The following is a 22,891-nucleotide window of genomic DNA, read 5'->3' as shown; positions in this document are numbered from 1 at the left end:
TTTTATCAGGATTATTCGATGGTTAGAACCTTAACTCCGGATACATCCGCAGCTTCAGATACATAACCAACCGCATCCGGGTACGACTTCACAAAAGCAATTACATCAGCATCGCTTGATCTTTCCAAAGGTGCAGTTCCGGCACCTGAAAAGGCCGCTTGCTGCCAGTAACTTCGGATGGAACCGATACTCTGTCCGTGCACTTCCAAAGAAAAAGCAGCACGTGTTGTAGAACGGATACCCTGATCAACAGGTGTAATATCAGAACCACTATTCCATTTGGTTTTCTTCTTCAGAAAAATATCTGAGAGGTCTTTTTTGGAAATGCTTTCGGTAGCATTCGCTTCGTTCACAATCACTTTAAAAGATTGTGCAGCCAGTTCACTCATTCCAAAAACAAGGAGGAGGACAGCTGTGATAAATATTTTTTTCATGGTGTTCATTTTTACTCCTTTAGAATGAATAGATTAAGGCAGCAACAAGTCCATTGATATTGCCGGACTTATGTTCGTAATGCACATACTCTAATTTTACAGTACGGGTAAAGCTGGGCTTGTAGTTAATCCCTGCAGAATATCTTTTGTACTTGGCGTCAGATGTATGTTGAAACTCATACCGGGCATAAGGAATGAATTTATCTATGCGGTGACTTAACTGGATAAAACGTCCTTCTAATTCAACTTCACTCTCTGCCTGAAGCACTGTTGGGCTTCCTGCTCCTCCGGTAAAGTCATAAGCAATGGCATCCAGTTGTATATCACCGGTCCAATACTCTGCATTAACTTCGGTATTTCCGTATTTAAGTTTTGCATTATAACCCCATGTAGGTCGTTTAATGCCTGTAGGTGAGGTAATATTCATAGCCGGTGAGCCTGCACCTAATGCATTTGGGGGCAAGGTTATAGCAATAGGCATGGTTTCTTTTTTAGGATTAAAGAAGCCGGCACCTACTTCAACATAGCTTTCATAAGCTACACTGACTTTACCGCCAACGCCTACATTGTAAGATCCATTATAAGATTCACCAATGGTAAACTGGGAATTGATCTGAGCTTTGTAGTAAGGAACTTCCTGTCCAAAAAAGCTAATGGCTCCGGAAGGTTTCCAGGTTGAGTTGGTATATCCGCCTCCGAAAACATCGTATTTCAATTTAAATGATTCACCAAGTGAACCATTCAGAGAAATACCATCTATGTTCAGGGGAAAGTTTTCATTATTGGTAATAATGATTGGCAGAGTTGCACTGGTATTTACCGGTGCATAGTAGTAGGTGTTCATCGGACTTAATGGAGTCAGGAAACGTCCTACTTTAATTTTTAAAGCATCTGAGGTATTGAGTTCACCAAACGCTTCGTTGAGCATAGGGTCGAAGTCATATCCCGGACGGTAAACAAATACACTTTTAATACTGAAATTTGAAGTAGGTCGGTATGTTACTAACATGCCTGCTTCAGATACGGCTGCACCGTAATTTACTTCGTAACCATCAAGGTCATCGAAATAATTAAACTCTGTGGAAATATATCCTGTGACATTGGTAACCGGCTCCCAAAAGCCTTGCGTATAAGCACTCTCTATACCTATTACTAACACAAAAAGTGTGGTTAAAGCTGAAATTTTCATTTTTAACATGATGAATTAATTTATGTTTATTGTTGTGAACTCTTCTTTCGACTTATCCACATCAAAATCTGTGTTCATTTGGTATGGGGTTTATTACTCCATAGTTACCGTGGTTATCGACAGGCCGGATTTTTTACTTAATAAAGAAAGGCCAAAAAATGAGCTTCTACTGTCTGAGAGCTTAATATTGGGTAAGGTGTTACTAATAAAAAAGTTGAATAGAATTGAGAATAGATAGAATACTACCCGAAGAAATAGGAGGGCGACGTTTTGTACAGAAAAGTGATCAATCTCTAAGGGCGCTTGTGCGAGAATAGGAAAGGAATTGAATCTTCAACTCCAGCTCCGGTAAAGCCTACATTTTATATTTGAACACTTCTTCCAAAGGCTTATCAAATACGGCCGCAATTTTAAAAGCCAGCTCTAAAGAAGGAGAGTATTTAGCGGCTTCAATGGCAATAATGGTCTGGCGCGTAACCCCGACTTTCTCCGCCAGTTCAGCCTGGGTCATTTCACCATGCATAAACCGAAGCTTTCGAATCTGATTTACAATTTGTCCGTCTTCCATATCAATAGCTCTTTCGGTAGTAATAAAGCATGGAAGCTCTCTTCACAATGCTGGCTGTAAACAGAACCAGGAATAAAGCATGGAAGATCATGTTAGGCTGCCCAAGTAACAGGTAATCATTATTGGCCACACCTATAAAATTGGAAAGCAGCACCTGAAAAAGAATGGCCACAATCGCAAAAATAAGGAATGAATAAGCCCGCTTATGGCCAATGGCTTCTATCTTTTCATCCCGCTCATCTTTGTTGATCTGGTTCTTGTTCTCTGTCAATTCAATAATGAACTCCACAATCACAGCAACCCAGAATACATTAAAGAAGATCTTTACGAACCGGTCGGAATAATCAGGAATCGTGTCAGGCCAGCCAAAAACGAACATTACATAAAAGAATACAACGGAGAGAGAGAATCCGATAGAGGTCCACGATAAAATTTCTTGTTTTGACATAATGAAATTGTGTTAGTTAGATGTCAAAAGTTCTTTACGTGGTGTAAAAAATATGTTACACACAAAATTAAATTTTTTATCGATGCTGGCGGATGATGGGTTTTAGTACCTCATCGAGCCCGTTTGTTTTAATCTCAAACATGGTGGCGAGATATTGCCCAAGCTGACCGCTGGGCCAGCCCTGGCGAGAAAACCACTCCAGGTAGTGAACGGGAAGCTGCGTGATATACCGATCCTTGTATTGCCCGAAAGGCATTCGGGCCTGCACAAGTTTTATAAGAAAATCTCGCTGGTACATTGGTGTTTCGGGTTGGCTTGCATCACAAAATGAAAAATAGTAATTAAGTCGCAGATTGTTGGTACTTAATAATTAAACCGAATCAATTATGCAGGCAAGTTGGGTCGCAGCGGCATCGTTACTGTTGTTTTTTATAGGCTATCGGTATTACTCCAAATTCCTGGCGGAGAAAATCTACCGGCTCAACCCTGATTTTATGACGCCGGCTCATGAGTTCAGCGATGAGGTGGACTTTGTGCCCACTAATAAATGGGTGTTGCTTGGTCATCACTTTACTTCTATTGCAGGGGCTGCGCCCATTGTAGGCCCGGCTATTGCGGTATACTGGGGCTGGCTCCCGGCTATGCTTTGGGTGGTCTTAGGAACCATATTTGCGGCCGGAGTCCATGATTTCGGGACCATGGTTTTATCCGTTCGCCATAAAGGACAATCCGTAGGAACCCTTGCTGATAAACTAATCGGTTCACGTGCAAAACTTCTGTTCCTCTTTATTATCCTGATTTTGGTGCTGATGGTAAATGCCGTGTTTGCGTGGGTGATTTCCAATCTCTTTATCAGCTTCCCGGCAACGGTGCTGACCATTTTTATTCAGATTCCCCTGGCTATATGGATTGGTTATCGGTCGTTCAAAAAAACCGGGGGCATGATCATTCCTACCATCCTTGTGCTTTTTGTGATGTACTTCACAGCCATTATCGCCAGTTATGTGCCGGTGCTGCAAATTGACTTGATACAATATTTTGGTGGAGCGGAAAACGTTGTATTATTTGGTTTGAGCGGCATTGAAATGGCTTTTTTTGTTTGGATTGTCATTTTGATGATCTATGTGTACTTCGCTTCAACTTTACCTGTGTGGTTATTATTACAACCGCGCGATTTAATTAATGCTTATCAGCTGGTATTGGGTTTGGGCATTTTATATCTCGGATTATTTGTGAGCAGCCCGGAAATCACCGCACCGGCAACCAATCCCGAAACTTCGGATGTGAGCTGGTTTCCACTTCTATTTATAACCATTGCCTGCGGTGCTATTTCCGGATTTCATGGATTGGTTTCTTCAGGTACAACCGCCAAACAGCTTGATAATGAAACCGATGCGCGCTTTGTTGGGTACATCGGGGCAATAGGGGAAGGTTCACTGGCGCTTATCACCATTGTGGCAATTGTAACCTATTTCAACACCACCGGCGAATTTACGGATGTCTATCATTCCTTTTCGGAGGCGGGAGCCGTTGGGTTAACTATTTTTGTGGAAGGAGCCGCCCAACTGGCAACAGCACTACTCATTCCGCTTGAAGTCGCAAAGACGATCATTGCAGTTATTGTGATCAGCTTCGCGGCTACCACGCTGGACACATCCGTTCGACTGATGCGATATATCATTAACGAGTTGGGAGAAGAGTATAAAGTACAGTCCCTTACCAAACTTCACACCTCTACGCTGATTGCCGTTGGTGCCAGTGCAGCACTGGTTTTGCTCCCCGAAGGACCACGAGGCCTGGGTTCCGGCGGATACTTACTGTGGCCGTTGTTTGGAACATCAAATCAGTTGTTGGCGGGAATTAGCTTGCTGCTGGTAAGCATCTGGCTGAAAAGAAATGGACGAAGCATTGTGTACACCCTGGTACCCATGATTTTCTTGTTAATCATGACGCTTTGGGCCATGAGTAAACAGGTAATTTTTGACTGGTCAGGCTACGGAAATACGGAAGGAAACATGCTGCTTTTTATTTTCGGAGCTGTCATCCTCGGGTTCACGATTTGGATTATACTCGAAGCCATCGCCCTTGCGCGCAGAATGAGTAAGGAAGAACCGACCGATTAATCGTCCTGTTTTTTGTAATGACTAATGAATCGTTGCTCATCATCTGCCTGCCCGATGAGTATAATTTCACTTTCAGGCGGGATGGGTTCTTTGGGATCCGGATTAATAACCTGCTTTCCGTCTTTTTGGTAGGCTATCACGTTACATCCGGTTTTATTTCGGATATCGCATTCAATAAGCGATTTACCCTGAATTTTAGAGGGAGTTTTAAGGCTGAATACGTTGAGCCCTTCAGCGATCATAACAATGTCATTCTCTTCAAAAATATTAAAGATGGCATTTGCACCCATCGAGGCATAACTCATCACAAAATCTGCTCCGGCGCGGTGCAGCGTATTCACATTTCTCTCCAAAGTAGAACGGGAAATAATATGGATATTGGGGCGAAGGCTGCGGCAGTAAATGGTGAGGTAAATGTTTACATCATCCAGGTGAGAAGTGATGATAACGCTTGGGGCGGTTTCGATACCGGCTTTCTTTAGGGTATCCAGATCGGCGGCATCACCAAGGATAAAGTTTTTAGAATTACGAATGCGATCCGGATTCTTATCAACAATTTTAAACTTGATGTTTCTTCTCTTCAGGTGATAGGCGGCTGCCCTGCCTACACGTCCGGCACCTATAATTACAACCGGGTCATCGCTGATGCTGTAAATACCGAATAACTCGTCATACTTACGTAATTGCTGAACGGAACCAGCCAATACTAACACACTGTGACTTTTTATTTCCACTTCGGGATGGGAGCCCACAAAAGTACCGCGTTCCCAAATACCAACCACATTAATACCGAGGTCTTCCCGCAACCTGCTTTCCCGTAGTGTTTTGCCAACAAGCGGAGTGTTATAGGTGGTGGCTTCTGCAATTACAAGCCGACCAAATCTGCCCACCGGGTGCACCCGGGCATCCTGCCCTAATGTTCGCCGGGAGAGGGCTCGCCCCAGAATATTCCCCATATGAAGCACATGATTGCTCCCCGCTAATTTCAGGATATCAATGGAATCATATGAGTTGGCCGTAGAGATGATTTTAACATCATCGCTGAATTCCCGGATAGTATGGGCCACATTGGTATTAAACATATCGGTGCCGCCACTAACTACCAGGGCTGCATCTTTCACATTCATTTTACGGTAGGTTTCCGGGTCATCGGCATCACCAAGCATCACCCGGTATCCCTGATCATATAAATCAAGGGCTTGCTGCAGTTCATCCACCAGAAGCACATACTCATGTCCGTATTGGTCCAGCTTTTCGATCAGGGCTTTGGTTACGGCATCGAAGCTGGTAATGATAACATGATCTTTGGTGCCTTTGGGAAGCTCACGGGGGGCTCGTGCACGGTGCTGAGCTTCCATCCAGGGGGCGTAGAAAAACTCAATAAAGGTAAAGGGAAGCATAATGAGCAGGGAAATCACCCCGGAAATCAACACAAGAATGGAGAAGGCCCGGCCTAAATCAGAAGTAAATGTGATGTCGCCAAAACCGAGGGTGGTCATGGTGGTGAGGGTCCAGTAAAAACCGGTCATCCATGAATGCTTTTGCCCCTCCATCTCCATGATTTCATGAAAAAGTACCCCGTATAAGATAATCATCCCCAATAAAATGAGCATAAAGCGGATAAGCCGCCGGATGTTGGTGCGGGTATTTCGGTTAGAAACGAAGTAGCTGATCTGGGAAGTGAAAAATTTCATGCAGCAATATTAATCAAAGAGAAGTTAAAAGAAAGGATGTTGTTTATTTGAGCCGGTCGTAACTTTCTTCTGAAAATTAAGTCTTATTACGGTCACAGATAACCAGCAAAAGTTAATGAAGTTTTCATCGGTATTTTTAGTTGTTCTTTTTGTACTCAATTCGGTTGCGTTCACGCAAGTTCCCAAAACCCGACTTTCTGAGATGTCGGCAGAACAAGCGGGCTTTAATACTGACTCTCTTAAAAAACTGGAACATTATCTGGAAAGCTCAGGCTCTTCGGCACTTTTGCTGGTGTATGACGGGCAGGTATTTTTTGATTGGGGCAAAACGGACCAAAAACATGTTATACATTCCATACGAAAGGCGTTGTTGAGTTCTTTGTACGGAATTTTCGTGGAGAAGGGGGTGATAGATACCAGTGCTACATTAGCAGATTTGGGCATTGATGATATTGAGCCCTCCTTAACCCCGAGGGAAAAGCAGGCCACAGTTGCAGACTTGTTAAAATCCAGATCGGGGGTGTACCATAATGCTGCTGCTGTTTCCCGTGGTATGTTGGCTGGAAAACCGGAGCGGGGATCGTTCAAACCGAATGAGCATTTTTACTATAACAACTGGGATTTCAACACTCTTGGCTATATTCTCGAAATGAAAACAGGAGAATCCATATACGATCTTTTTTATGAAGAAATTGCCCTTCCATTGGGTATGCTCCACTACCAGGGGAGGTTTGCAGAACTGGATGGAGAAGATGAAAAGGCTAAGCTTCCGGATACAGATGGTGTGTATCAGTACGAAAAAAGTAAATCAAAATATCCGGCGTATCACTTCAGAATGTCGGCTCATGATTTGGCGAAATATGGTGTCTTATATCTGAATGACGGTCGCTGGAATGGAAAGCAGATTGTGCCCAAAAGTTGGGTTGAAGCCAGCACCACTTCTTACTCGCTTACCAACAAGTATGTAAATATTGGATATGGTATGTTGTGGAGTGTTTTGATTCCCAATGAGCAACGCAAAACGAAATCGTTCTATCATACCGGAGCAGGGGTTCACATGTTGGGGGTTTATCCTGGCTCAAAGCTGGTAATGGTTCACCGGGTTGATACCGAAGGTGAAAATGAGTTCGAGCAAGAGCGTTTGTATGAAATTATTTCTTTGATTTTTGCATCTCAAAATTAAATAATACACCCAGTGATTCTGCCTATTCTTTTATTCTGAAATAAAGGGTAATTTCATTATCTGAAGAGAGAACAAGCTTATCTAATTTATTGAATAGTATGACTTTTACAGAAGAAACATGGGTTAGCTGGATGGACCGGCTGGCCGAACAAGATTATGTTATTGTGGATGATTTCATTTCTGATGAGTTCTACGATAGGATAATGGCTTTTTTCACTGAAGCGGAGGAAAGTGATAAACTGAAGAAAGCCGGAGTCGGGGCAAAAAAGGACTTCCAGTTAAAAGCTGAAGTCCGTGGAGATTTCATTTACTGGCTGGATGAAGAAAGAGATGAGGAGCTTTCCTTTTTCTTTGATTTAAAAGAGGAGTTGGTTCAAAGCCTGAGACGATATTGCTACCTGAGTTTATCGGGGTCGGAATTTCATATAGCCAAGTACCCGGCCGGCACTCATTATCACCGGCACCTGGATCAGTTTAATGAACGTGCCAACCGACAGATAACCGTTCTTATATATCTCAACAAAGACTGGAAAAAGGGAGATGGCGGGGAACTTATTATTTACAAAGATGGAGAGGAGATAATGGTTGAGCCCCTTTCCAAACGTCTGTTACTTTTTAAAAGTGATACCATTGAGCATGAGGTGTTAACCACAAATGTGCCCCGTTACAGTTTAACGGGATGGCTATTACATCAACCGGCTAATGTCGGTTATTTGCTGCGATGAGCAAAGAAAGAGAAAAACGCTAAAAACTACTTATTTTAAAGAGAATCGGGTAACAATTTCTTAATCCCCATTCATTTTCTATTAACTTGGTACATTAGTACCATTGTTTATCTGAAAATCTTCACAAAATCCTGATGCCGTGGCTAAACAAACCATACTTGTAGTAGATGATGAAAAAGATCTGCTCGACCTGATCGAATATAATCTCAAAAAAGAAGGCTTTGCCGTTTTGAAGGCTGAAAATGGGGAAGAGGGAATCAAAATAGCCAAAGAGCATAAGCCCGATTTGGTTTTGATGGATATCATGATGCCGAAAATGGATGGGATGGAAGCCGTGGAGACCATGCGCGCCGATGAAGACCTGAAATCAATCCCCATTATTTTCCTGACCGCCCGCAGTGATGAAAAAACAGAAGTGGAAGGTCTCGATAAAGGCGGCGATGATTATATAACCAAGCCCATCAGTACCACAAAATTGATTTCCAGGATTAAAGCCGTGATGCGCAGGTTTGATGAAACCACGGAAGATGTTGACCGGCTGGATGTTCATGATCTTTCCATTGACAAAGATCGATACATTGTAACACGTGGCGACGATGAATTTCAGCTTCCCCGCAAAGAGTTTGAGCTTTTATACTACCTGGCCAGCCGCAAGGGAAAAGTCAGAGATCGCCAAACCCTGCTCAACAAAGTATGGGGCGATAATATTTATGTGGTAGATCGTACCGTTGATGTACACGTGAGAAAAATCAGGGAGAAACTGGGAGATCACTACATCGAAACAGTAAAAGGAGTGGGCTACAGATTTAAAGAATGAGTAAATCTAAAAAGAAGAAGCGAGGCGTTTTTCGCTTTGGCCTTCGTGCAGCCATCTACATTTCACTAATTTCAGCGGCGCTTATCTTTCTGCTGATGTGGTTGGGGTATAATTTCACCCCAAAAGACGCTGGGTCTGTTTCTGCTCTTGTGGGCGGTGTAATATTCCTGACATCCTATGCCGTCATTTACTTCGTTTCTCACCAGAGAATTGATACTATCGAACGCTTGTTTAAGAACATGGCGCGCAAGCGGTTCATGGAATACGAAAACGTAACCTCTACCCACAATGATGAAGTTGACTACCTGGTGAAGCAGGGGATCAAGTCGAGCCGAACCATTGAGCGGGAAATTCAACGACTAAACCGTATAGAGAACTATCGTAAAGAATTTATCGGCGATATTTCTCACGAGTTGAAAACGCCCATTTTTGCCATCCAGGGGTTTATAGAAACGTTATTAAACGGAGCGTTAGAGGATGAAGAGGTAAACCGGGATTTTCTGAAAAAAGCGATGAGGAATGTGAACCGGCTCATTTACCTCACCAAAGACCTGATGGAAATCTCCAAGCTTGAAACCGGTGAGCTGAAGTCAGAGATAGAGGAAATTTACCTTTATGAAGTACTGCACGACATTATCGAAAGCCTGAATTACAAAGCCGAGAAAGAGAATATAAAGCTGATTGTGCACGACTTTGACAAGAACATTAAGGTGAAGGCGGATAAAAATCAGGTGAAGCAGGTATTGATTAACCTGGTGGAAAATGGGATTAAATACAATGTGCCTAATGGAAAGGTAGAAGTAAATGTGTTCACGAAGCCCAAACAACCGGAGCGTGTTTTTGTTTCGGTTAAAGATACCGGCATTGGTATTGATGAAAAAGATATCCCAAGGGTAACGGAGCGGTTTTTCCGGGTTGATAAATCCCGATCCCGAGAACGGGGCGGAACAGGGCTCGGCCTGGCCATTGTTAAGCATATTATGGAAGCCCACGGAGAAAAGTTCAACATTGAAAGTAAACCTAACAAAGGCTCAACCTTCACCATCAGCCTTCGTCGCTTGGATCCGGTTCAGGTTTGATTATATAAATCGTACTTTCCTTCCCAAACCAACAGTGACACAAGTATAATATTTATGGTATATGCAGTAATAATGGCCGGCGGGTCAGGTACACGGTTCTGGCCAAAAAGCACAAAGAAGCTTCCCAAACAATTTCTTTCTCTTTTTGGTGAAGGAACTATGATTCAAAATACCGCCAAACGGATTGAAGGCCTCATTCCACAAGAGCGGATAATGGTGGTCACAAACGATAGTTATGTGGACATTGTAAAAGAACAGCTCCCTAAAGTACCTGAAGAGAATATTGTTGGAGAACCGGTTGCCAAGAACACAGCTCCGTGTGTGGCTATAGCAGCAGAAATGCTCTATAAAAAGGATCCTGAGGCGGTTATGGTAGTACTTCCTGCAGATCACCATATAACAGATCCGGGTGCTTTTAATCAGTACTTAGAAAGCGCTATTGCAAAAGCAAAATCCGGAGAACATTTGGTCACCATTGGTATCAAACCTGACCGTCCGGAGACAGGCTTCGGGTATATTCATTCAGATAATGGCTCTCTGGAAGAACTAAAAGAGAATAAAGTTCACCCTGTTATAGCATTTACCGAAAAACCGGACTTACCTACGGCCGAGAAATTTCTGGATTCAGGTGATTATTACTGGAACAGCGGTATGTTTGTCTGGAAAGCAGAGACGGTATTGAAAGAAATTGAACGTCACCTTCCATCAATGTACGAAGAAGTCAAAGCAGCCACTCCCGAATTGTATACTAATATGCACGAAGCTGCGGTTAATGATTTCTATCATGCCTGTGAATCAATCTCCATAGATTACGGTATTATGGAAAATTCTGAATCGGTGTTTGTTGTACCGGGCGAATTTGGCTGGAATGATGTAGGGAGCTGGTCAGCTGTTTATGATTTGGCAGATAAAGACAAGCTTGGAAATGCTGTTCAGACCACGTTTGCAACCTTTGCCGGATCTGAAAATAATCTGGTCTTCTCTAATGCAGAAAAAATGATTTCACTTGTTGGCATTGAAAACGTTGCCGTTGTTGAAACAGATGACGCTATTTTGGTATGTGACCTGAATTCTGCTCAGGGTGTTAAGCAAATTGTAGAACAGCTCAAGGCGGCAGAAGACCTGCAAAAATTTCTGTGATTAGATCTTAATGGAAAGCTGATCATACGCTAACTTGATATGATCCGGCAGCTTTTTATTGGTTGGCTGGTGATCCACATAACTATTCATATGAATGAGGTAGGCTTCGGGGACATCCAGGTTTTCTAACACATCAACCGCTTCGGGGATTGTTAAATGGGTAGGGTGCTCCGGCTCCCACCGCAGCGCACTCAGTGCAATCACTTTAGAGCCTTTTATGAGCTCAAGTGTATCGTCAGGGATATGTTTTACATCCGTCAGGTACGAGAAGTCATTTACCCGAAATCCCAGAATATCCAAATCGCCGTGTTGTACCGGTAAAGGAGTAACCTCGATTTCTTCATCTAATTTAAAAGAAGAGGTTACTTCGTTCAGGTCTAGAGAAGTAGATCCGGGGTATTTGTTTTCCCCAAACATATAATCAAAGCGCTTGTGGATAGATTCAATGCATTGCCCGGAAGTGTAAGCTGGAATGGGGGCTTTATTTATATAAGAGTAAACTCTGAGATCATCGATCCCGGAAACATGATCCATGTGTTCGTGGGTAATGAGAAAATGGTCAATCTTTTTGATGCGCGAGCGAATGCTTTGTATTCTGAATTCGGGTCCGGCATCAATCAGGATCGATTTTCCGTGAACCTGAATCCAGACGGAACAGCGAGTGCGTTCATTTCTTGGATCATGTGAAAGTTCTTCGCGCCTAAAGCCTCCCGCAACAGGAACTCCCATAGACGTACCCGTACCCAGAAAAGTAATTTTCATTCTAACTCAAAATCCTCAGAAGTTTCTTCAGGGGTTACCGCCAATTGATCCCAAAGTTCTTCCAGTTTTTTTCGGACGGCGGGTTTAATGTACACGCCTGCCAAATCAATTTGGCCAAGCACCCGCCCCATAGTTCCAAGCTGCGAAGCTACCGGCTTGTTCTTATTTACCATCACCAGCTTCTGTCCTTCAATTATACACTCATCCCCACGAAACGAACCCCGCTCTTTGCGGAGGGTGTAGCCCGCCTGTTCAAGGATTTGTTCAAGTTCGAGAAGAAATTTTTCTGGCTTCAAAGGGAAATTCCGAGTGTTAGTATATGTCCTGAATAATCGTAATCAAATTCGTCACCGTCAATATCGTAGGAGTCGAATATGTAATCATAGCCCAAACTTATGTTTCTTCCAAAAATCAGGTTGTAGAAATTCACCCTTGCTTTCCCCCTCATGGAAAAAACGTTACCTCCAATTAAACCACCACTCGCAGTACTGAACCCAAAGCTGGGTATAAATTGAGCCGTTACACCAAGCTTATCAGGAAAGTAGAGTTGTGCTATTCCTCCTGCTCCGGCATGCAGATTGGTTTGAGAAAACTCTTCACTTATATCATCACTCCGAACGCTGGTTATCTTCGAACCCAATTGAATGGGCACACCGAGACCAAAGTTAGGTCTTCTCACAAAATAGAAAGGATTAGTAAAGTTGATGTTCAGGTCAAAGTAATTTCTGTTGTCCAAGCCGGTCATGTCGTTACCCAGGCTTGCACCAATATTAAATCCACCCGATTCAAAAGAGATGTGAGCAGCCGTCCCGGTAAATGCCAATGATTGATGCGAGTTGAGGGCGGCCGGATTCCCGGTATAACTAAAGTCGATAGGCTGAATGCCAACCCGGATGTATGGGGCAAAAGGGTTAGATCGTTGTTCCACCTCATCACCTACGGAAAACATTTGAGCATAACAGAAGGCAGGGGAGGCAATAAGAACCAATAACAGAAACCGCTTAAAAAGAGATTGTATCATGGGGAATGATTTTATTAAGTGAATCAGTTTAAAGACTAACGACCGAAGAAAAAAATATTTCAATGAAAATTTTATTTACAGCTCTGCTTCTATCACTCACAGCCACTATGGGAATATCAGACCAAACATCATTATACGATTTTACCGTTCAGGATATTGACGGTGAGGAGATTTCCCTGGAACAATATAGAGGACAAGTTGTTTTAGTGGTCAACGTGGCCTCAAAATGCGGATACACCCCTCAGTACAAAGGACTTCAAAAGATTTACGAAACCTATAAAGATGATGGGTTTGTGATATTGGGGTTTCCAGCTAATAACTTTAATGGGCAGGAGCCGGGAACAGATCAGGAAATAAAACAATTTTGTACGCTTGAGTATGGAGTGGAATTTCCGATGTTCTCGAAGGTATCCGTTAAGGGTGAAGATCAGGCTTCCTTGTTTTCATATTTGACCTCAGTACCGAATGATGACTTTGATGGTGAGGTTAAATGGAATTTTGAGAAATTTTTGATCGATAAAAATGGTTTACTAAAGAGAAGATTCAGGAGTGGCGTAGAACCACAGAGTGAAACCCTTGTTGCTGCTATTGAAAAGGAATTGAATCGTTAAGAACTTTATCCCATCACCATCCCGATAAGAGGATCACGATTGAGTTCGTGATCCTCATTTTTTTTAATTAATCTTTTTCGGAAAAAGGCTTGACTTCCAATCGATATGGTCTGTATATTTGATGCTCTCAAAAAGGTCCGGTAGTTCAGTTGGTTAGAACGCCTGCCTGTCACGCAGGAGGTCGAGGGTTCGAGTCCCTTCCGGATCGCAATAAAGCTTCCACATAGTTGGAAGCTTTTTTTGTTTGTAGCCACTATGTAAATGTGATTTCCCGTATTCGCGAATCTTCGGCAAATCAACCCAATGCAGGTTATAGTTCAGCGGGCTACAATTTCTTATCTTTATTATAGCTAAGGATTAATTAGTTTTTATAAATACATAAAAAACAGAGAGTAATGTCCGTTTTAGATCCTACATATGATGTAATCGTAGTTGGTGGAGGCCATGCCGGAAGTGAGGCCGCCGGAGCCGCAGCTCAAATGGGAGCAAAAACCCTGCTGATTACCATGAACCTGGAAGCTATCGCTAAGATGTCTTGTAACCCGGCTATGGGTGGGGTAGCAAAAGGCCAGTTGGTAAGAGAGATTGATGCCCTGGGCGGGCTGTCCGGAATAGTCAGCGATGAGTCCGGCGTTCAATTCAGGATGCTCAATATGAGCAAAGGTCCCGCTATGTGGAGCCCGCGTTGCCAAAGCGATCGTATGTTATATGCTCAAAAAATGAGGGAAAAGCTCGAGGATAAAGATCACTTGTTTTTCCGCCAGGATAATGTAGTCGATTTAATATCAGAAAATGATAATGAGATTAAGGGGGTAGTTACCCAGACCGGACAAAAGTTTTTTGCCAAGTCAGTTATTTTAACGACCGGTACTTTTGGAAACGGACTTATTCATATTGGTGAAAGTAATTATGGAGGGGGTAGGTCCGGAGAGCGAGCTTCCATCGGTATCTCCGCTGCTCTTGAAAAGCTTGGCTTTGAAGTTGGCAGGTTAAAGACCGGAACACCTCCCCGGGTAGATGGAAGAACCGTGGACTATTCTCAACTGGAGGAGCAGTTTGGGGATGAGAACCCAACAGCCTTTTCTTTTCTGACGGAGAACCTGCCTTCTTTGGAAGAGCAGATGTCTTGCTGGATTGGTTATACCAATGAAGAAGTACACGAAGTTTTAAAGGAAGGATTCGATCGAAGCCCGATGTTTAATGGACGCATTAAATCCATTGGCCCCCGGTACTGCCCAAGCATTGAGGATAAGATTAATCGCTTTGCAGATAAGGACAGACATCAATTATTCCTGGAGCCTGAAGGGTGGAATACCTATGAGATGTATTTGAATGGATTTTCGACCTCCCTTCCGGAAGATGTTCAGTACAAAGCGTTACGAACTATTCCCGGATTTGAAGACGTAATTATGATTCGCCCTGGTTATGCCATCGAATACGATTATTTCCCCCCACACCAAATAAGGCGTTCGTTAGAAACTAAATCAGTAAAAGGGTTATTCTTTGCCGGACAAATTAACGGGACTACCGGTTACGAAGAGGCTGCTTGCCAGGGATTGATGGCCGGTATCAATGCGGCTCTTCATGTACAGGAAAAAGAACCTTTAGTCCTTCAGCGATCGGAGGCTTACATCGGCGTTTTGATCGATGACCTTATTAATAAAGGCACAGAAGAGCCTTACCGAATGTTTACATCACGAGCAGAACACAGAATTTTGCTCCGCCAAGACAATGCCGATCTTCGCCTGACTGAGATCGGAAATCGTATAGGCCTGGCTTCTGATGAACGAATGCAACGAGTTGAAAAAAAGAAAGAAGCTATAAATAAGCTCGACGATCTAATTAAAGACTATACGGTTTATCCTGAGAAGATGGACCCCATGCTCGAGAGTAAGGAAAGCTCGACCATGAGTCAACCCATGAAAGCCGAGAGAATTCTACTTCGCCCTGAGGTTTCTTTACGTGATATGATGGATTATGACGAAGACTTTGCCCAACAGGTAAAAGATATCAGCGACAACAAGGAGGTGTTAGAGCAGATAGAGATTCAAATAAAATACGCGGGCTACATCGAAAAAGAGTTCGAGATGGTGAAGGAGATGGAGAAGCAGGAGAATATGTCTATCCCTGAGCAGGTAGAGTATTCAAGCATCAAAAGCCTTTCCACAGAAGGAGCGCAAAAGCTTTCTAAAATTCGCCCGGAAACAATAGGTCAGGCAAGCAGAATAAGTGGGGTTTCAGCAAGCGACCTCTCCGTGCTTATGGTTTATCTGAAAAATTAGGACTGTTTCACGTGGAACATCAGATTTTATATACTCCATTAGCCTACGAAAAAGCTGAGAATATTCGGGTTTTATTTGATCGTCACGAAAAAGAATTAGAAGAATATATAAGCCGTCTGCTTTGGTGGAACAAAAAGATTAATCTTGTGAGCCGGGATGTTTCACGTGAAACTATAAAAGACCACGTAGAGCACTCATTAGTTCTAACTCAGTCTGAACTGTTTGAAAAGACTGCGAAAGTTATAGATTCGGGCACCGGCGGTGGTTTGCCGGGAATGCCACTGGCTATCTGTTATAGAGAGAAGCAGATTCATCTGAATGATGTGGTAACAAAAAAGGTGATGGCATGTAGAAACATTGCTTCCGCTCTGAGCCTGAAGAATATATCAACAAGTTCCTGTTCTATAGAAAAGGTTGGATTTGCTGGGGATGAGCTCTTGGTTTCAAAGCATGCCTTTAAGATAGGGGATTTGCTACGAATGCTTGAATCAAAGCCGTGGGGAAATATTATCCTGCTAAAAGGAGGGGATGAAATTGAGTCCGAGCTTGAAAAAGCAAAAGAGCCCCTGAAGGTTAACATCATTGACCTGATGCCCGGGTTTGATGAAGAGTTTTATAAAGGAAAGGCTATGGTAGAAATCTCAAGAATAAGCCAGTCATGAATAGTTCAGAAAGAAGGCTGAAGCTGATGCTTTTGCTTCAGCAGCCGGGTAAACGCTTAACGGTAGATGAATTGGCGGAGCGGTTTGATGTAAGTCGAAGAACGATTTTCCGTGATTTTAATGCGCTTCAGGAAATTAACGTGCCGGTAACCTGGGATCGATATTCAGGCTATGGATTAATCGAGGGCTATAAGGTGCCGCCGCTCATGTTCACTTCCAAAGAGCTTGCAACCATCATGGTTGGGCTGAATTTTGTGAAGTCTCAGGTTGACCAAGGCTTGGTGGAAGATGCTAAGGGGGTGGAGGTGAAAATCAAAAATGTACTTCCGGATGAATTAAAAGAATTCATGACTTCATTAGAAGGAAGAACAATCGTCGATCCCTATTTGAGGTTTGGTGGAGAAAAAAAGAAAGGAGGGAGTTGGTATCTCATAAGCAGCGCCATCGCTCAGCAAAAAAGATTGCAATTTGAGTACACCACAAAATCAGGGGATTCGGGAATTCGAAAAATCGATCCCTACATTTTGGTTTTTTACCAAGATCATTGGAACGTAATTGGAAAATCCCATCTTCGGGGTGAAATCAGAAATTTTATTCTCGAAAAGGTGGAAGAAGTAAAAATCTTAGACGAAAACTACCACCTTAACAACGATTTGGACATAGAGGGCCTTATCTTTCGATCTGAGAAGAGTTCTCAATCAATAATACTACAGGTCAAAAAAGAAGAGATGTCGCGTCTGGAGGCGAATTTACCGGCTAAAATAATTAAGAAAACTCAGGTAAATTCTGAATTTATTAAGGTGAGTTTTAAATTCGATAATTTGGACTTTATAAACGAATGGCTTCTTCAGTTTGGGAAAAAAGTAAAAATTGAAGAGCCCAAAGAACTCATCGAAAAAAGAAAGAAGTTACTCCGGGAAATGCTGGACAACTAACCGGCCAAAAAATTCAGATAATAAAAAAGGGCTTCAAAATTGAAGCCCTTTTCTTTTTAATTATTTTGAGAGAGGATTAAGAATTAATCTTCATCTTCTTCGTCTCCTTCCTCTTCATTAACCACTCGCGTTACGGCTGCAATGGCGCCATCAGAATCCAGACGCATGATGCGAACTCCCTGAGTATTTCTACCCATGGTTCTGATGCCCCCGCAATTCATTCGGATAACTTTACCTCGCTCCGTGATAATCATAAGATCATCCTGATCGGTAACTTCTTTAAGCGCAATCAGGTCTCCGGTCTTCGGAGTTATCTTGAGTGTAATCACGCCTTTACCACCTCTGGATTGTTCCCTGTAATCATCAACAAGAGAACGTTTGCCATATCCATTCTCAGACATGGCGAGCACGGTGGCTTCGTGAGCGTTTCGGATCACAACCATATCAACGATCTCACCATTTTTGCCGAGGCTCATTCCTTTCACACCGGAAGTGTTTCGGCCCATTTCCCGAACGTCCTCTTCGTGGAACCTGATGGCTCGGCCGTTTTTGTTGGCAAGAATAATTTGGCTATCGCCATCGGTAAGTTCGGCAGCAAGTAAGCTGTCGCCTTCTTTAATATTGATGGCAATTATACCATCACGTCGAGGACGGCTGTAGGCCTCGAGGGTTGTTTTCTTAACAAGCCCGTCTTTGGTCGCCATGATAATAGAGTGATTATTAATGTACTCTTCTTCATCAAGGGTTTTAACCGGAACAAAGGCTTTGATGGAGTCGTCTTTGTCAAGCTCAATGAGATTAACAATAGCGCGTCCCCTTGCAAGTCGGCCACCCTCCGGAATTTCATAGACCTTCAGCCAGTAACACATTCCTTTCTCTGTGAAGAACAGAATGTAATTATGGGTTGTGGCTACAAATAAATGTTCTACATATTCCTCATCTCGCGTGGTTGTTCCCTTCATTCCTTTACCGCCACGGCGCTGTCTGCGATAGCCGCTTACCGGCATCCGTTTGATAAAGCCTTTATTGGAAATGGTTACAACTACATCTTCATCAGCAATCATGTCTTCGATGCTGAAGTCGTCGGCGGAGTGAACAACTTGTGTTCTTCGCTCATCACCATAGCGTTTCTTCAGATCTGCAAGCTCTTGTTTTATGATTGTTGTTTGCTTATCACGATTGGTTAGAATTTCGCGGTAATCAGAAATCTTGTCGATAATCTCTCTGTACTCACCATCAATTTTTTCGCGCTCCAGTCCGGTAAGCTTCTGAAGACGCATGTCCAGAATGGCTTTGGCCTGAATGTCGGTGAGAGCAAACTTCTTGCGCAACTCAATATTCGCTTCTTGAGGACTGTTAGAAGCCCGGATGGTCTTGATTACTTCATCCAGGTTATCAAGGGCGATCTTAAGTCCTTCCAGGATATGAGCTCTGGCTTCCGCCTGATCGAGATCATACATGGTGCGACGAATTATAATATCAACACGATGCTCAACAAAGTGATAAATAAGCTCTTTAAGGTCCATCACCTTAGGACGGCCTTTAACAAGAGCCAGGTTAATCACACCAAAGGTGGTCTGCATTTGCGTGTACTTGTATAACTGATTGAGTACAACGCCGGCGTTAGCAGAACGTTTTAAAATGATAACAATGCGAATACCCTCACGGTCAGATTCATCTCTAACTTCAGATATTTCAGTGATTTTCTCATCATTAACAAGAGATGCAATCTTTTGAATTAGCGTGCTCTTGTTAACCTGGTATGGGATCTCTGTAATTACAATCTGCTCACGGTTGCCGCGCAGCTCTTCAGTATTAGCGCGGGCACGGAGGGTGATTTTTCCCCGTCCGGTTTCGTAAGCCTCTTTAACTCCTTCATAACCATAGATGATACCGGCTGTTGGAAAGTCAGGAGCCTTGATGTGTTGCATCAACTCCTTAATCTCAATATCGGGATTGTCGATATACTCGGTGACTCCATCAATAACTTCCGTCATATTATGAGGTGCCATGTTGGTAGCCATACCTACGGCAATACCGGAAGCACCATTCAATAAAAGGTTGGGAAGCATACTTGGAAGAACCGTGGGCTCTTCAAGAGTGTCATCAAAGTTGGGAGAGTAGTCAACGGTTTCCTTGTTAATGTCGGAAAGCAATTCTTCCGAAAGCCGATCCATGCGAACCTCTGTATAACGCATGGCCGCCGCACTGTCACCGTCAATGGACCCAAAGTTGCCCTGTCCATCTACGAGCGGATATCTAAGTGAAAAGTCCTGCACCATCCGAACGATAGAATCATAAACGGCTGAGTCACCATGGGGGTGATACTTACCAAGCACCTCACCCACAATACGGGCGCTCTTCTTATAATTACGGTTGTGAAGCATTCCGAGATCATTCATCCCGTAAAGAACTCTTCTGTGAACGGGTTTCAATCCATCCCGAACATCAGGAAGCGCCCTGGACACAATCACCGACATCGAATAATCGATGTAGGACGACTGCATTTCGTCTTCTATAGTAATAGGTATAATTTTTTCTCTGGCCATAAATCAGGTAATAAAAAAGGTTAGTCTGTATTCAGATTAGTTAGATCAAATATCGATGTTGGCGTACTTGGCATTTCGCTCAATGAACTCACGACGAGGTTCCACATCTCCACCCATCAGGGTTGAGAAAAGTTTGTCGGCGCCGGCAGCACTTTCAACATTTACCTGTTGTAGAGTGCGTGTTTCCGGATCCATTGTGGTTTCCCATAGCTGCTCGGGATTCATCTCTCCAAGACCCTTATAGCGGGAAACATCAAACTTCTTACGGGTTTTCTTGAGTTCTTTTACCAACTTATCACGGGTTTCATCGTCCCATGCATATTCCAGATCTTTGCTGGTTGTGATTCTATATAGAGGAGGGGTGGCAATATATATGAACCCGTTTTCGATTAGCGGACGCATATAGCGGTAGAAAAATGTTAACAGAAGTGTGCGAATGTGAGAACCGTCCACATCGGCATCCGTCATAATTATGATTTTATGATATCGGAGCTTGTCCAGCTCGAAGTCCTCATCCCCATGACCAACACCGGTACCCAGTGCCGTAATCATGGCCTGAATTTCTTTATTCTCCAAAATCCGGTTAATCTTGGCTTTCTCAACATTCAGGATTTTACCCCTTAATGGAAGGATAGCCTGAAAACTTCGGTTACGGCCCATCTTGGCAGAACCACCGGCAGAGTCACCCTCAACGAGGTAAATTTCACTGTGCTCGGGATCTTTTATAGAGCAATCAGCCAGTTTTCCCGGAAGTCCGCCGCCACTCATAACGCTTTTGCGCTGAACAAGTTGGCGTGCTTTTCTTGCCGCTTCTCGAGCTTCTGCAGCCAAAACTACTTTTTCAATTACTTTCTTAGCTGCTTTAGGGTTTTGTTCCAGGTACTCGTTTAACTGATCATAAACTACAACCTCAACGGCACTTTGAACTTCGGAGTTACCCAGTTTGGTTTTGGTCTGTCCTTCAAACTGAGGTTCAGCAACTTTTACACTCAGTACGGCTGTCATTCCTTCCCGGAAATCTTCCCCGGAGATGGAAATCTTGCTGTTAGATTTAATAAGGTTGTTCTTTTCAGCGTAAGACTTCAAAGAACGGGTTAATGCTCTTCGGAAACCGGATACGTGAGAACCACCTTCCCGGGTGTTAATGTTGTTTACATAAGAATGGACGTTTTCGCTGAAAGAGCTATTGTATTGAATGGCAATTTCAACAGGCACATTCTCAACTTCTCCGGTAATATGAATTGGGGTGGTAAGCATCGACTCGCGGTGCTCATCAAGGAAATCAACAAAGTCTTTTACCCCGCCTTCGTAGTGGTAAACTTCTTTTTTGAGCTCTTCGTCTTCTTCCCGTTCATCAACCAATTCGATGGTAACCTCGGGATTCAGGAAAGCGAGCTCTCTCATGCGCTCAGCAATAATGTCGAACTTAAATTCAACCGTCTGAGTAAAAATAGTCGGATCGGGGGTGAAAGAAATCTTTGTTCCGGTCTCTTTCGTTTTTCCTTTTACGGAGAGAGGAATGGTGGTTTTACCCTGTTCAAATTCCATTACATGAATTTCACCATCGCGGTGAATTTCAGCCCGGAAGTTGGTGGCCAGTGCATTCACACAACTTACACCAACCCCGTGGAGTCCACCGGATACCTTATATGAATCCTTGTCAAACTTACCGCCGGCGTGCAGTTTGGTAAGCACGACTTCCACAGCGGGAATACCGAGTTTCTCGTGAGTGTCTACCGGGATACCACGACCATTATCTTGTATGGTCATGGAGCCGTCTTCATTAATGGTTACTATAATGTGATCGCAATGGCCTGCAAGCGCTTCATCAATGGAGTTGTCAACCACCTCGTTAATTAAGTGGTGAAGGCCGCGCTGACCTGTATCCCCAATATACATTGCAGGGCGTTTTCGTACCGCTTCAAGACCCTCCAAAACTTGTATGTTTGATGCCTTGTAGTCGGAACCTTGTTTTTTTGCCATAATTATGGAGTGATAGCTTTGTAAGATGAGTTTATTAACGCCTGAAAATAGAGCTTACACAAGCAAAATCAAAAAAAGGAAGGGTTTTTGTTGAAAATATTAGAGCTGTCGTTTCTGGGGTTAAATCCCCGTTAAAAAAAGCAGTTGTAAATGTGGATAATTCGGGAAAATGTTAATAATTAGAATTTTCATCGCTAAAACCGTTGAACTTTGATGATTATACTTCTATCTTTGGTGTCTATTTTCATTACGAATTAACGGATTACAACGATGTCGCGAAAAGACGATATTACAGGTAAAGGAGCTTTGAACGGGTACCGTTCTTCCAAGTCAAATAATAAGACAAAACATCGCTTTCAATTGAACTTGCAAAAGCGACGTTTTTACGTTCCGGAAGAGGATAAGTGGGTAACCCTTAAAGTTTCTGCGAAAACTGTCAGAACAATTAACAAGAAAGGAATTTCTGCGGTATTGAAAGAAGCGCGGAAAAAAGGAACTCTTATAAAAGAAGTGTAGAAAAATGGCAAAAGGAAACAGAGTTCAGGTGATTTTAGAGTGTACCGAAAAACCCGGTTCATCTCGTTATGTTACGACTAAAAACCGAAGAACAACCACGGATCGACTTGAACTAAAAAAATACAACCCGGTTCTTCGTAAACACACCGTTCACAAAGAAATTAAATAAC

23 protein-coding genes and 1 tRNA gene are annotated in these 22,891 nt (G+C 43.1%); 13 read left to right on the top strand and 11 right to left on the bottom strand.

From position 1 onward, the window contains the following. Positions 1-11: 11 nt before the first annotated feature. The 5 genes from NM125_RS06900 to NM125_RS06880 form a co-directional block, all read right to left on the bottom strand. Positions 12-434 carry a substrate-binding domain-containing protein gene (locus tag NM125_RS06900; RefSeq protein ID WP_255134123.1) on the bottom strand — a complete coding sequence of 141 codons (423 nt, stop codon included), beginning with the start codon at positions 432-434 and terminating at the stop codon, positions 12-14. A gap of 19 nt (positions 435-453) precedes the next feature. Next, a complete protein-coding gene (locus tag NM125_RS06895) occupies positions 454-1,623 on the bottom strand; it encodes a hypothetical protein (protein ID WP_255134121.1) in 1,170 nt (389 codons plus the stop codon). Positions 1,624-1,978: 355 nt separating this feature from the next. After that, positions 1,979-2,191 carry a helix-turn-helix transcriptional regulator gene (locus NM125_RS06890; protein ID WP_255134119.1) on the bottom strand — a complete coding sequence of 71 codons (213 nt, stop codon included), beginning with the start codon at positions 2,189-2,191 and terminating at the stop codon, positions 1,979-1,981. Between the two features lies 1 nt (position 2,192). Next, complete coding sequence (locus NM125_RS06885; RefSeq protein WP_255134117.1) at positions 2,193-2,639, bottom strand: hypothetical protein; 447 nt, start codon at positions 2,637-2,639, stop codon at positions 2,193-2,195. A gap of 76 nt (positions 2,640-2,715) precedes the next feature. Continuing rightward, positions 2,716-2,937 carry a DUF3820 family protein gene (locus NM125_RS06880; RefSeq protein WP_255134116.1) on the bottom strand — a complete coding sequence of 74 codons (222 nt, stop codon included), beginning with the start codon at positions 2,935-2,937 and terminating at the stop codon, positions 2,716-2,718. An 88-nt stretch (positions 2,938-3,025) separates the two neighbouring features. Here NM125_RS06880 and NM125_RS06875 point away from each other — a divergent pair, with 88 nt between their 5' ends. After that, positions 3,026-4,762, top strand: a complete 1,737-nt coding sequence (locus NM125_RS06875; RefSeq protein WP_255134113.1) for a carbon starvation CstA family protein — start codon at positions 3,026-3,028, stop codon at positions 4,760-4,762. Here the strand turns inward: NM125_RS06875 and NM125_RS06870 are convergent. Continuing rightward, on the bottom strand, positions 4,759-6,456 hold the full coding sequence (locus NM125_RS06870; RefSeq protein ID WP_255134111.1) for a potassium channel family protein: 1,698 nt from the start codon (positions 6,454-6,456) through the stop codon (positions 4,759-4,761). The genes NM125_RS06875 and NM125_RS06870 overlap by 4 nt on opposite strands. A gap of 115 nt (positions 6,457-6,571) precedes the next feature. Here NM125_RS06870 and NM125_RS06865 point away from each other — a divergent pair, with 115 nt between their 5' ends. From NM125_RS06865 to NM125_RS06845, 5 genes are all read left to right on the top strand, one after another. After that, a complete protein-coding gene (locus NM125_RS06865) occupies positions 6,572-7,639 on the top strand; it encodes a serine hydrolase domain-containing protein (protein ID WP_255134109.1) in 1,068 nt (355 codons plus the stop codon). A 98-nt stretch (positions 7,640-7,737) separates the two neighbouring features. After that, the gene (locus NM125_RS06860; protein WP_255134106.1) at positions 7,738-8,364 is read left to right on the top strand and encodes a 2OG-Fe(II) oxygenase; all 627 of its coding nucleotides are present in this window, start codon (positions 7,738-7,740) and stop codon (positions 8,362-8,364) included. Between the two features lie 139 nt (positions 8,365-8,503). Continuing rightward, entirely contained in the window at positions 8,504-9,181 is a 678-nt protein-coding gene (locus NM125_RS15965) for a response regulator (protein WP_255134104.1), read from the top strand. Further along, the gene (locus NM125_RS06850) at positions 9,178-10,260 is read left to right on the top strand and encodes a sensor histidine kinase (protein ID WP_255134103.1); all 1,083 of its coding nucleotides are present in this window, start codon (positions 9,178-9,180) and stop codon (positions 10,258-10,260) included. The genes NM125_RS15965 and NM125_RS06850 overlap by 4 nt, the downstream gene beginning before the upstream one ends. Positions 10,261-10,314: 54 nt before the next feature. Next, on the top strand, positions 10,315-11,400 hold the full coding sequence (locus NM125_RS06845; protein ID WP_255134101.1) for a mannose-1-phosphate guanylyltransferase: 1,086 nt from the start codon (positions 10,315-10,317) through the stop codon (positions 11,398-11,400). Here the strand turns inward: NM125_RS06845 and NM125_RS06840 are convergent, their stop codons facing one another. The 3 genes from NM125_RS06840 to NM125_RS06830 are packed head-to-tail and all read right to left on the bottom strand — an operon-like array spanning position 11,401 to position 13,183. Next, entirely contained in the window at positions 11,401-12,162 is a 762-nt protein-coding gene (locus NM125_RS06840) for an MBL fold metallo-hydrolase (RefSeq protein WP_255134099.1), read from the bottom strand. Further along, positions 12,159-12,458: a hypothetical protein gene (locus tag NM125_RS06835; protein WP_255134096.1), complete on the bottom strand. Its 300-nt coding sequence runs from the start codon at positions 12,456-12,458 to the stop codon at positions 12,159-12,161. The genes NM125_RS06840 and NM125_RS06835 overlap by 4 nt, the downstream gene beginning before the upstream one ends. Then, entirely contained in the window at positions 12,455-13,183 is a 729-nt protein-coding gene (locus NM125_RS06830; RefSeq protein ID WP_255134094.1) for a hypothetical protein, read from the bottom strand. The genes NM125_RS06835 and NM125_RS06830 overlap by 4 nt, the downstream gene beginning before the upstream one ends. 62 nt (positions 13,184-13,245) lie before the next feature. On the opposite strand from NM125_RS06830, the gene NM125_RS06825 reads away from it, so the two are divergent. The 5 genes from NM125_RS06825 (at position 13,246) to NM125_RS06805 (ending at position 17,673) form a co-directional block, all read left to right on the top strand. Continuing rightward, complete coding sequence (locus NM125_RS06825) at positions 13,246-13,794, top strand: glutathione peroxidase (protein ID WP_255134093.1); 549 nt, start codon at positions 13,246-13,248, stop codon at positions 13,792-13,794. A 134-nt stretch (positions 13,795-13,928) separates the two neighbouring features. Continuing rightward, positions 13,929-14,002 (top strand) — tRNA-Asp (locus NM125_RS06820). 187 nt (positions 14,003-14,189) lie between these two features. Continuing rightward, complete coding sequence (mnmG, locus tag NM125_RS06815) at positions 14,190-16,076, top strand: tRNA uridine-5-carboxymethylaminomethyl(34) synthesis enzyme MnmG (protein ID WP_255134091.1); 1,887 nt, start codon at positions 14,190-14,192, stop codon at positions 16,074-16,076. A gap of 11 nt (positions 16,077-16,087) precedes the next feature. Beyond that, positions 16,088-16,738 carry a 16S rRNA (guanine(527)-N(7))-methyltransferase RsmG gene (locus NM125_RS06810; RefSeq protein WP_255134089.1) on the top strand — a complete coding sequence of 217 codons (651 nt, stop codon included), beginning with the start codon at positions 16,088-16,090 and terminating at the stop codon, positions 16,736-16,738. Continuing rightward, positions 16,735-17,673, top strand: a complete 939-nt coding sequence (locus NM125_RS06805; RefSeq protein WP_255134087.1) for a helix-turn-helix transcriptional regulator — start codon at positions 16,735-16,737, stop codon at positions 17,671-17,673. The genes NM125_RS06810 and NM125_RS06805 overlap by 4 nt, the downstream gene beginning before the upstream one ends. 83 nt (positions 17,674-17,756) lie before the next feature. On the opposite strand, the gene gyrA is transcribed toward NM125_RS06805, so the two are convergent. Then, entirely contained in the window at positions 17,757-20,222 is a 2,466-nt protein-coding gene (gene gyrA / locus NM125_RS06800; RefSeq protein WP_255134085.1) for a DNA gyrase subunit A, read from the bottom strand. Positions 20,223-20,267: 45 nt separating this feature from the next. Beyond that, entirely contained in the window at positions 20,268-22,205 is a 1,938-nt protein-coding gene (gyrB, locus tag NM125_RS06795) for a DNA topoisomerase (ATP-hydrolyzing) subunit B (RefSeq protein ID WP_255134083.1), read from the bottom strand. Positions 22,206-22,475: 270 nt separating this feature from the next. Between gyrB and rpmB the strand changes: the two genes are divergently transcribed. Both rpmB and rpmG read left to right on the top strand, forming a co-directional pair. Further along, positions 22,476-22,721, top strand: coding sequence for a 50S ribosomal protein L28 (gene rpmB / locus NM125_RS06790; protein WP_255134081.1), 246 nt, complete (start codon positions 22,476-22,478; stop codon positions 22,719-22,721). Between the two features lie 4 nt (positions 22,722-22,725). Further along, entirely contained in the window at positions 22,726-22,890 is a 165-nt protein-coding gene (rpmG, locus tag NM125_RS06785) for a 50S ribosomal protein L33 (RefSeq protein WP_103664281.1), read from the top strand. Position 22,891: the final 1 nt, after the last annotated feature.

The sequence above is a fragment of the Gracilimonas sediminicola genome, assembly GCF_024320785.1.
Lineage (GTDB): Bacteria > Bacteroidota > Rhodothermia > Balneolales > Balneolaceae > Gracilimonas > Gracilimonas sediminicola.
The sequence above is the reverse complement of the archived record's forward strand: the minus strand, read 5'-3'. Positions and strand labels throughout refer to the sequence as shown.

Excerpts from the sequence above, each read along its gene's own strand:
- NM125_RS06900 (WP_255134123.1), bottom strand. The coding sequence starts at position 434 with ATGAAAAAAATATTTATCACAGCTGTCCTCCTCCTTGTTTTTGGAATG.
- NM125_RS06895 (WP_255134121.1), bottom strand. The coding sequence starts at position 1,623 with ATGAAAATTTCAGCTTTAACCACACTTTTTGTGTTAGTAATAGGTATA.
- NM125_RS06890 (WP_255134119.1), bottom strand. The coding sequence starts at position 2,191 with ATGGAAGACGGACAAATTGTAAATCAGATTCGAAAGCTTCGGTTTATG.
- NM125_RS06885 (WP_255134117.1), bottom strand. The coding sequence starts at position 2,639 with ATGTCAAAACAAGAAATTTTATCGTGGACCTCTATCGGATTCTCTCTC.
- NM125_RS06880 (WP_255134116.1), bottom strand. The coding sequence starts at position 2,937 with ATGTACCAGCGAGATTTTCTTATAAAACTTGTGCAGGCCCGAATGCCT.
- NM125_RS06875 (WP_255134113.1), top strand. The coding sequence starts at position 3,026 with ATGCAGGCAAGTTGGGTCGCAGCGGCATCGTTACTGTTGTTTTTTATA.
- NM125_RS06870 (WP_255134111.1), bottom strand. The coding sequence starts at position 6,456 with ATGAAATTTTTCACTTCCCAGATCAGCTACTTCGTTTCTAACCGAAAT.
- NM125_RS06865 (WP_255134109.1), top strand. The coding sequence starts at position 6,572 with ATGAAGTTTTCATCGGTATTTTTAGTTGTTCTTTTTGTACTCAATTCG.
- NM125_RS06860 (WP_255134106.1), top strand. The coding sequence starts at position 7,738 with ATGACTTTTACAGAAGAAACATGGGTTAGCTGGATGGACCGGCTGGCC.
- NM125_RS06850 (WP_255134103.1), top strand. The coding sequence starts at position 9,178 with ATGAGTAAATCTAAAAAGAAGAAGCGAGGCGTTTTTCGCTTTGGCCTT.
- NM125_RS06845 (WP_255134101.1), top strand. The coding sequence starts at position 10,315 with ATGGTATATGCAGTAATAATGGCCGGCGGGTCAGGTACACGGTTCTGG.
- NM125_RS06840 (WP_255134099.1), bottom strand. The coding sequence starts at position 12,162 with ATGAAAATTACTTTTCTGGGTACGGGTACGTCTATGGGAGTTCCTGTT.
- NM125_RS06830 (WP_255134094.1), bottom strand. The coding sequence starts at position 13,183 with ATGATACAATCTCTTTTTAAGCGGTTTCTGTTATTGGTTCTTATTGCC.
- NM125_RS06825 (WP_255134093.1), top strand. The coding sequence starts at position 13,246 with ATGAAAATTTTATTTACAGCTCTGCTTCTATCACTCACAGCCACTATG.
- mnmG (WP_255134091.1), top strand. The coding sequence starts at position 14,190 with ATGTCCGTTTTAGATCCTACATATGATGTAATCGTAGTTGGTGGAGGC.
- NM125_RS06805 (WP_255134087.1), top strand. The coding sequence starts at position 16,735 with ATGAATAGTTCAGAAAGAAGGCTGAAGCTGATGCTTTTGCTTCAGCAG.
- gyrA (WP_255134085.1), bottom strand. The coding sequence starts at position 20,222 with ATGGCCAGAGAAAAAATTATACCTATTACTATAGAAGACGAAATGCAG.
- gyrB (WP_255134083.1), bottom strand. The coding sequence starts at position 22,205 with ATGGCAAAAAAACAAGGTTCCGACTACAAGGCATCAAACATACAAGTT.
- rpmB (WP_255134081.1), top strand. The coding sequence starts at position 22,476 with ATGTCGCGAAAAGACGATATTACAGGTAAAGGAGCTTTGAACGGGTAC.
- rpmG (WP_103664281.1), top strand. The coding sequence starts at position 22,726 with ATGGCAAAAGGAAACAGAGTTCAGGTGATTTTAGAGTGTACCGAAAAA.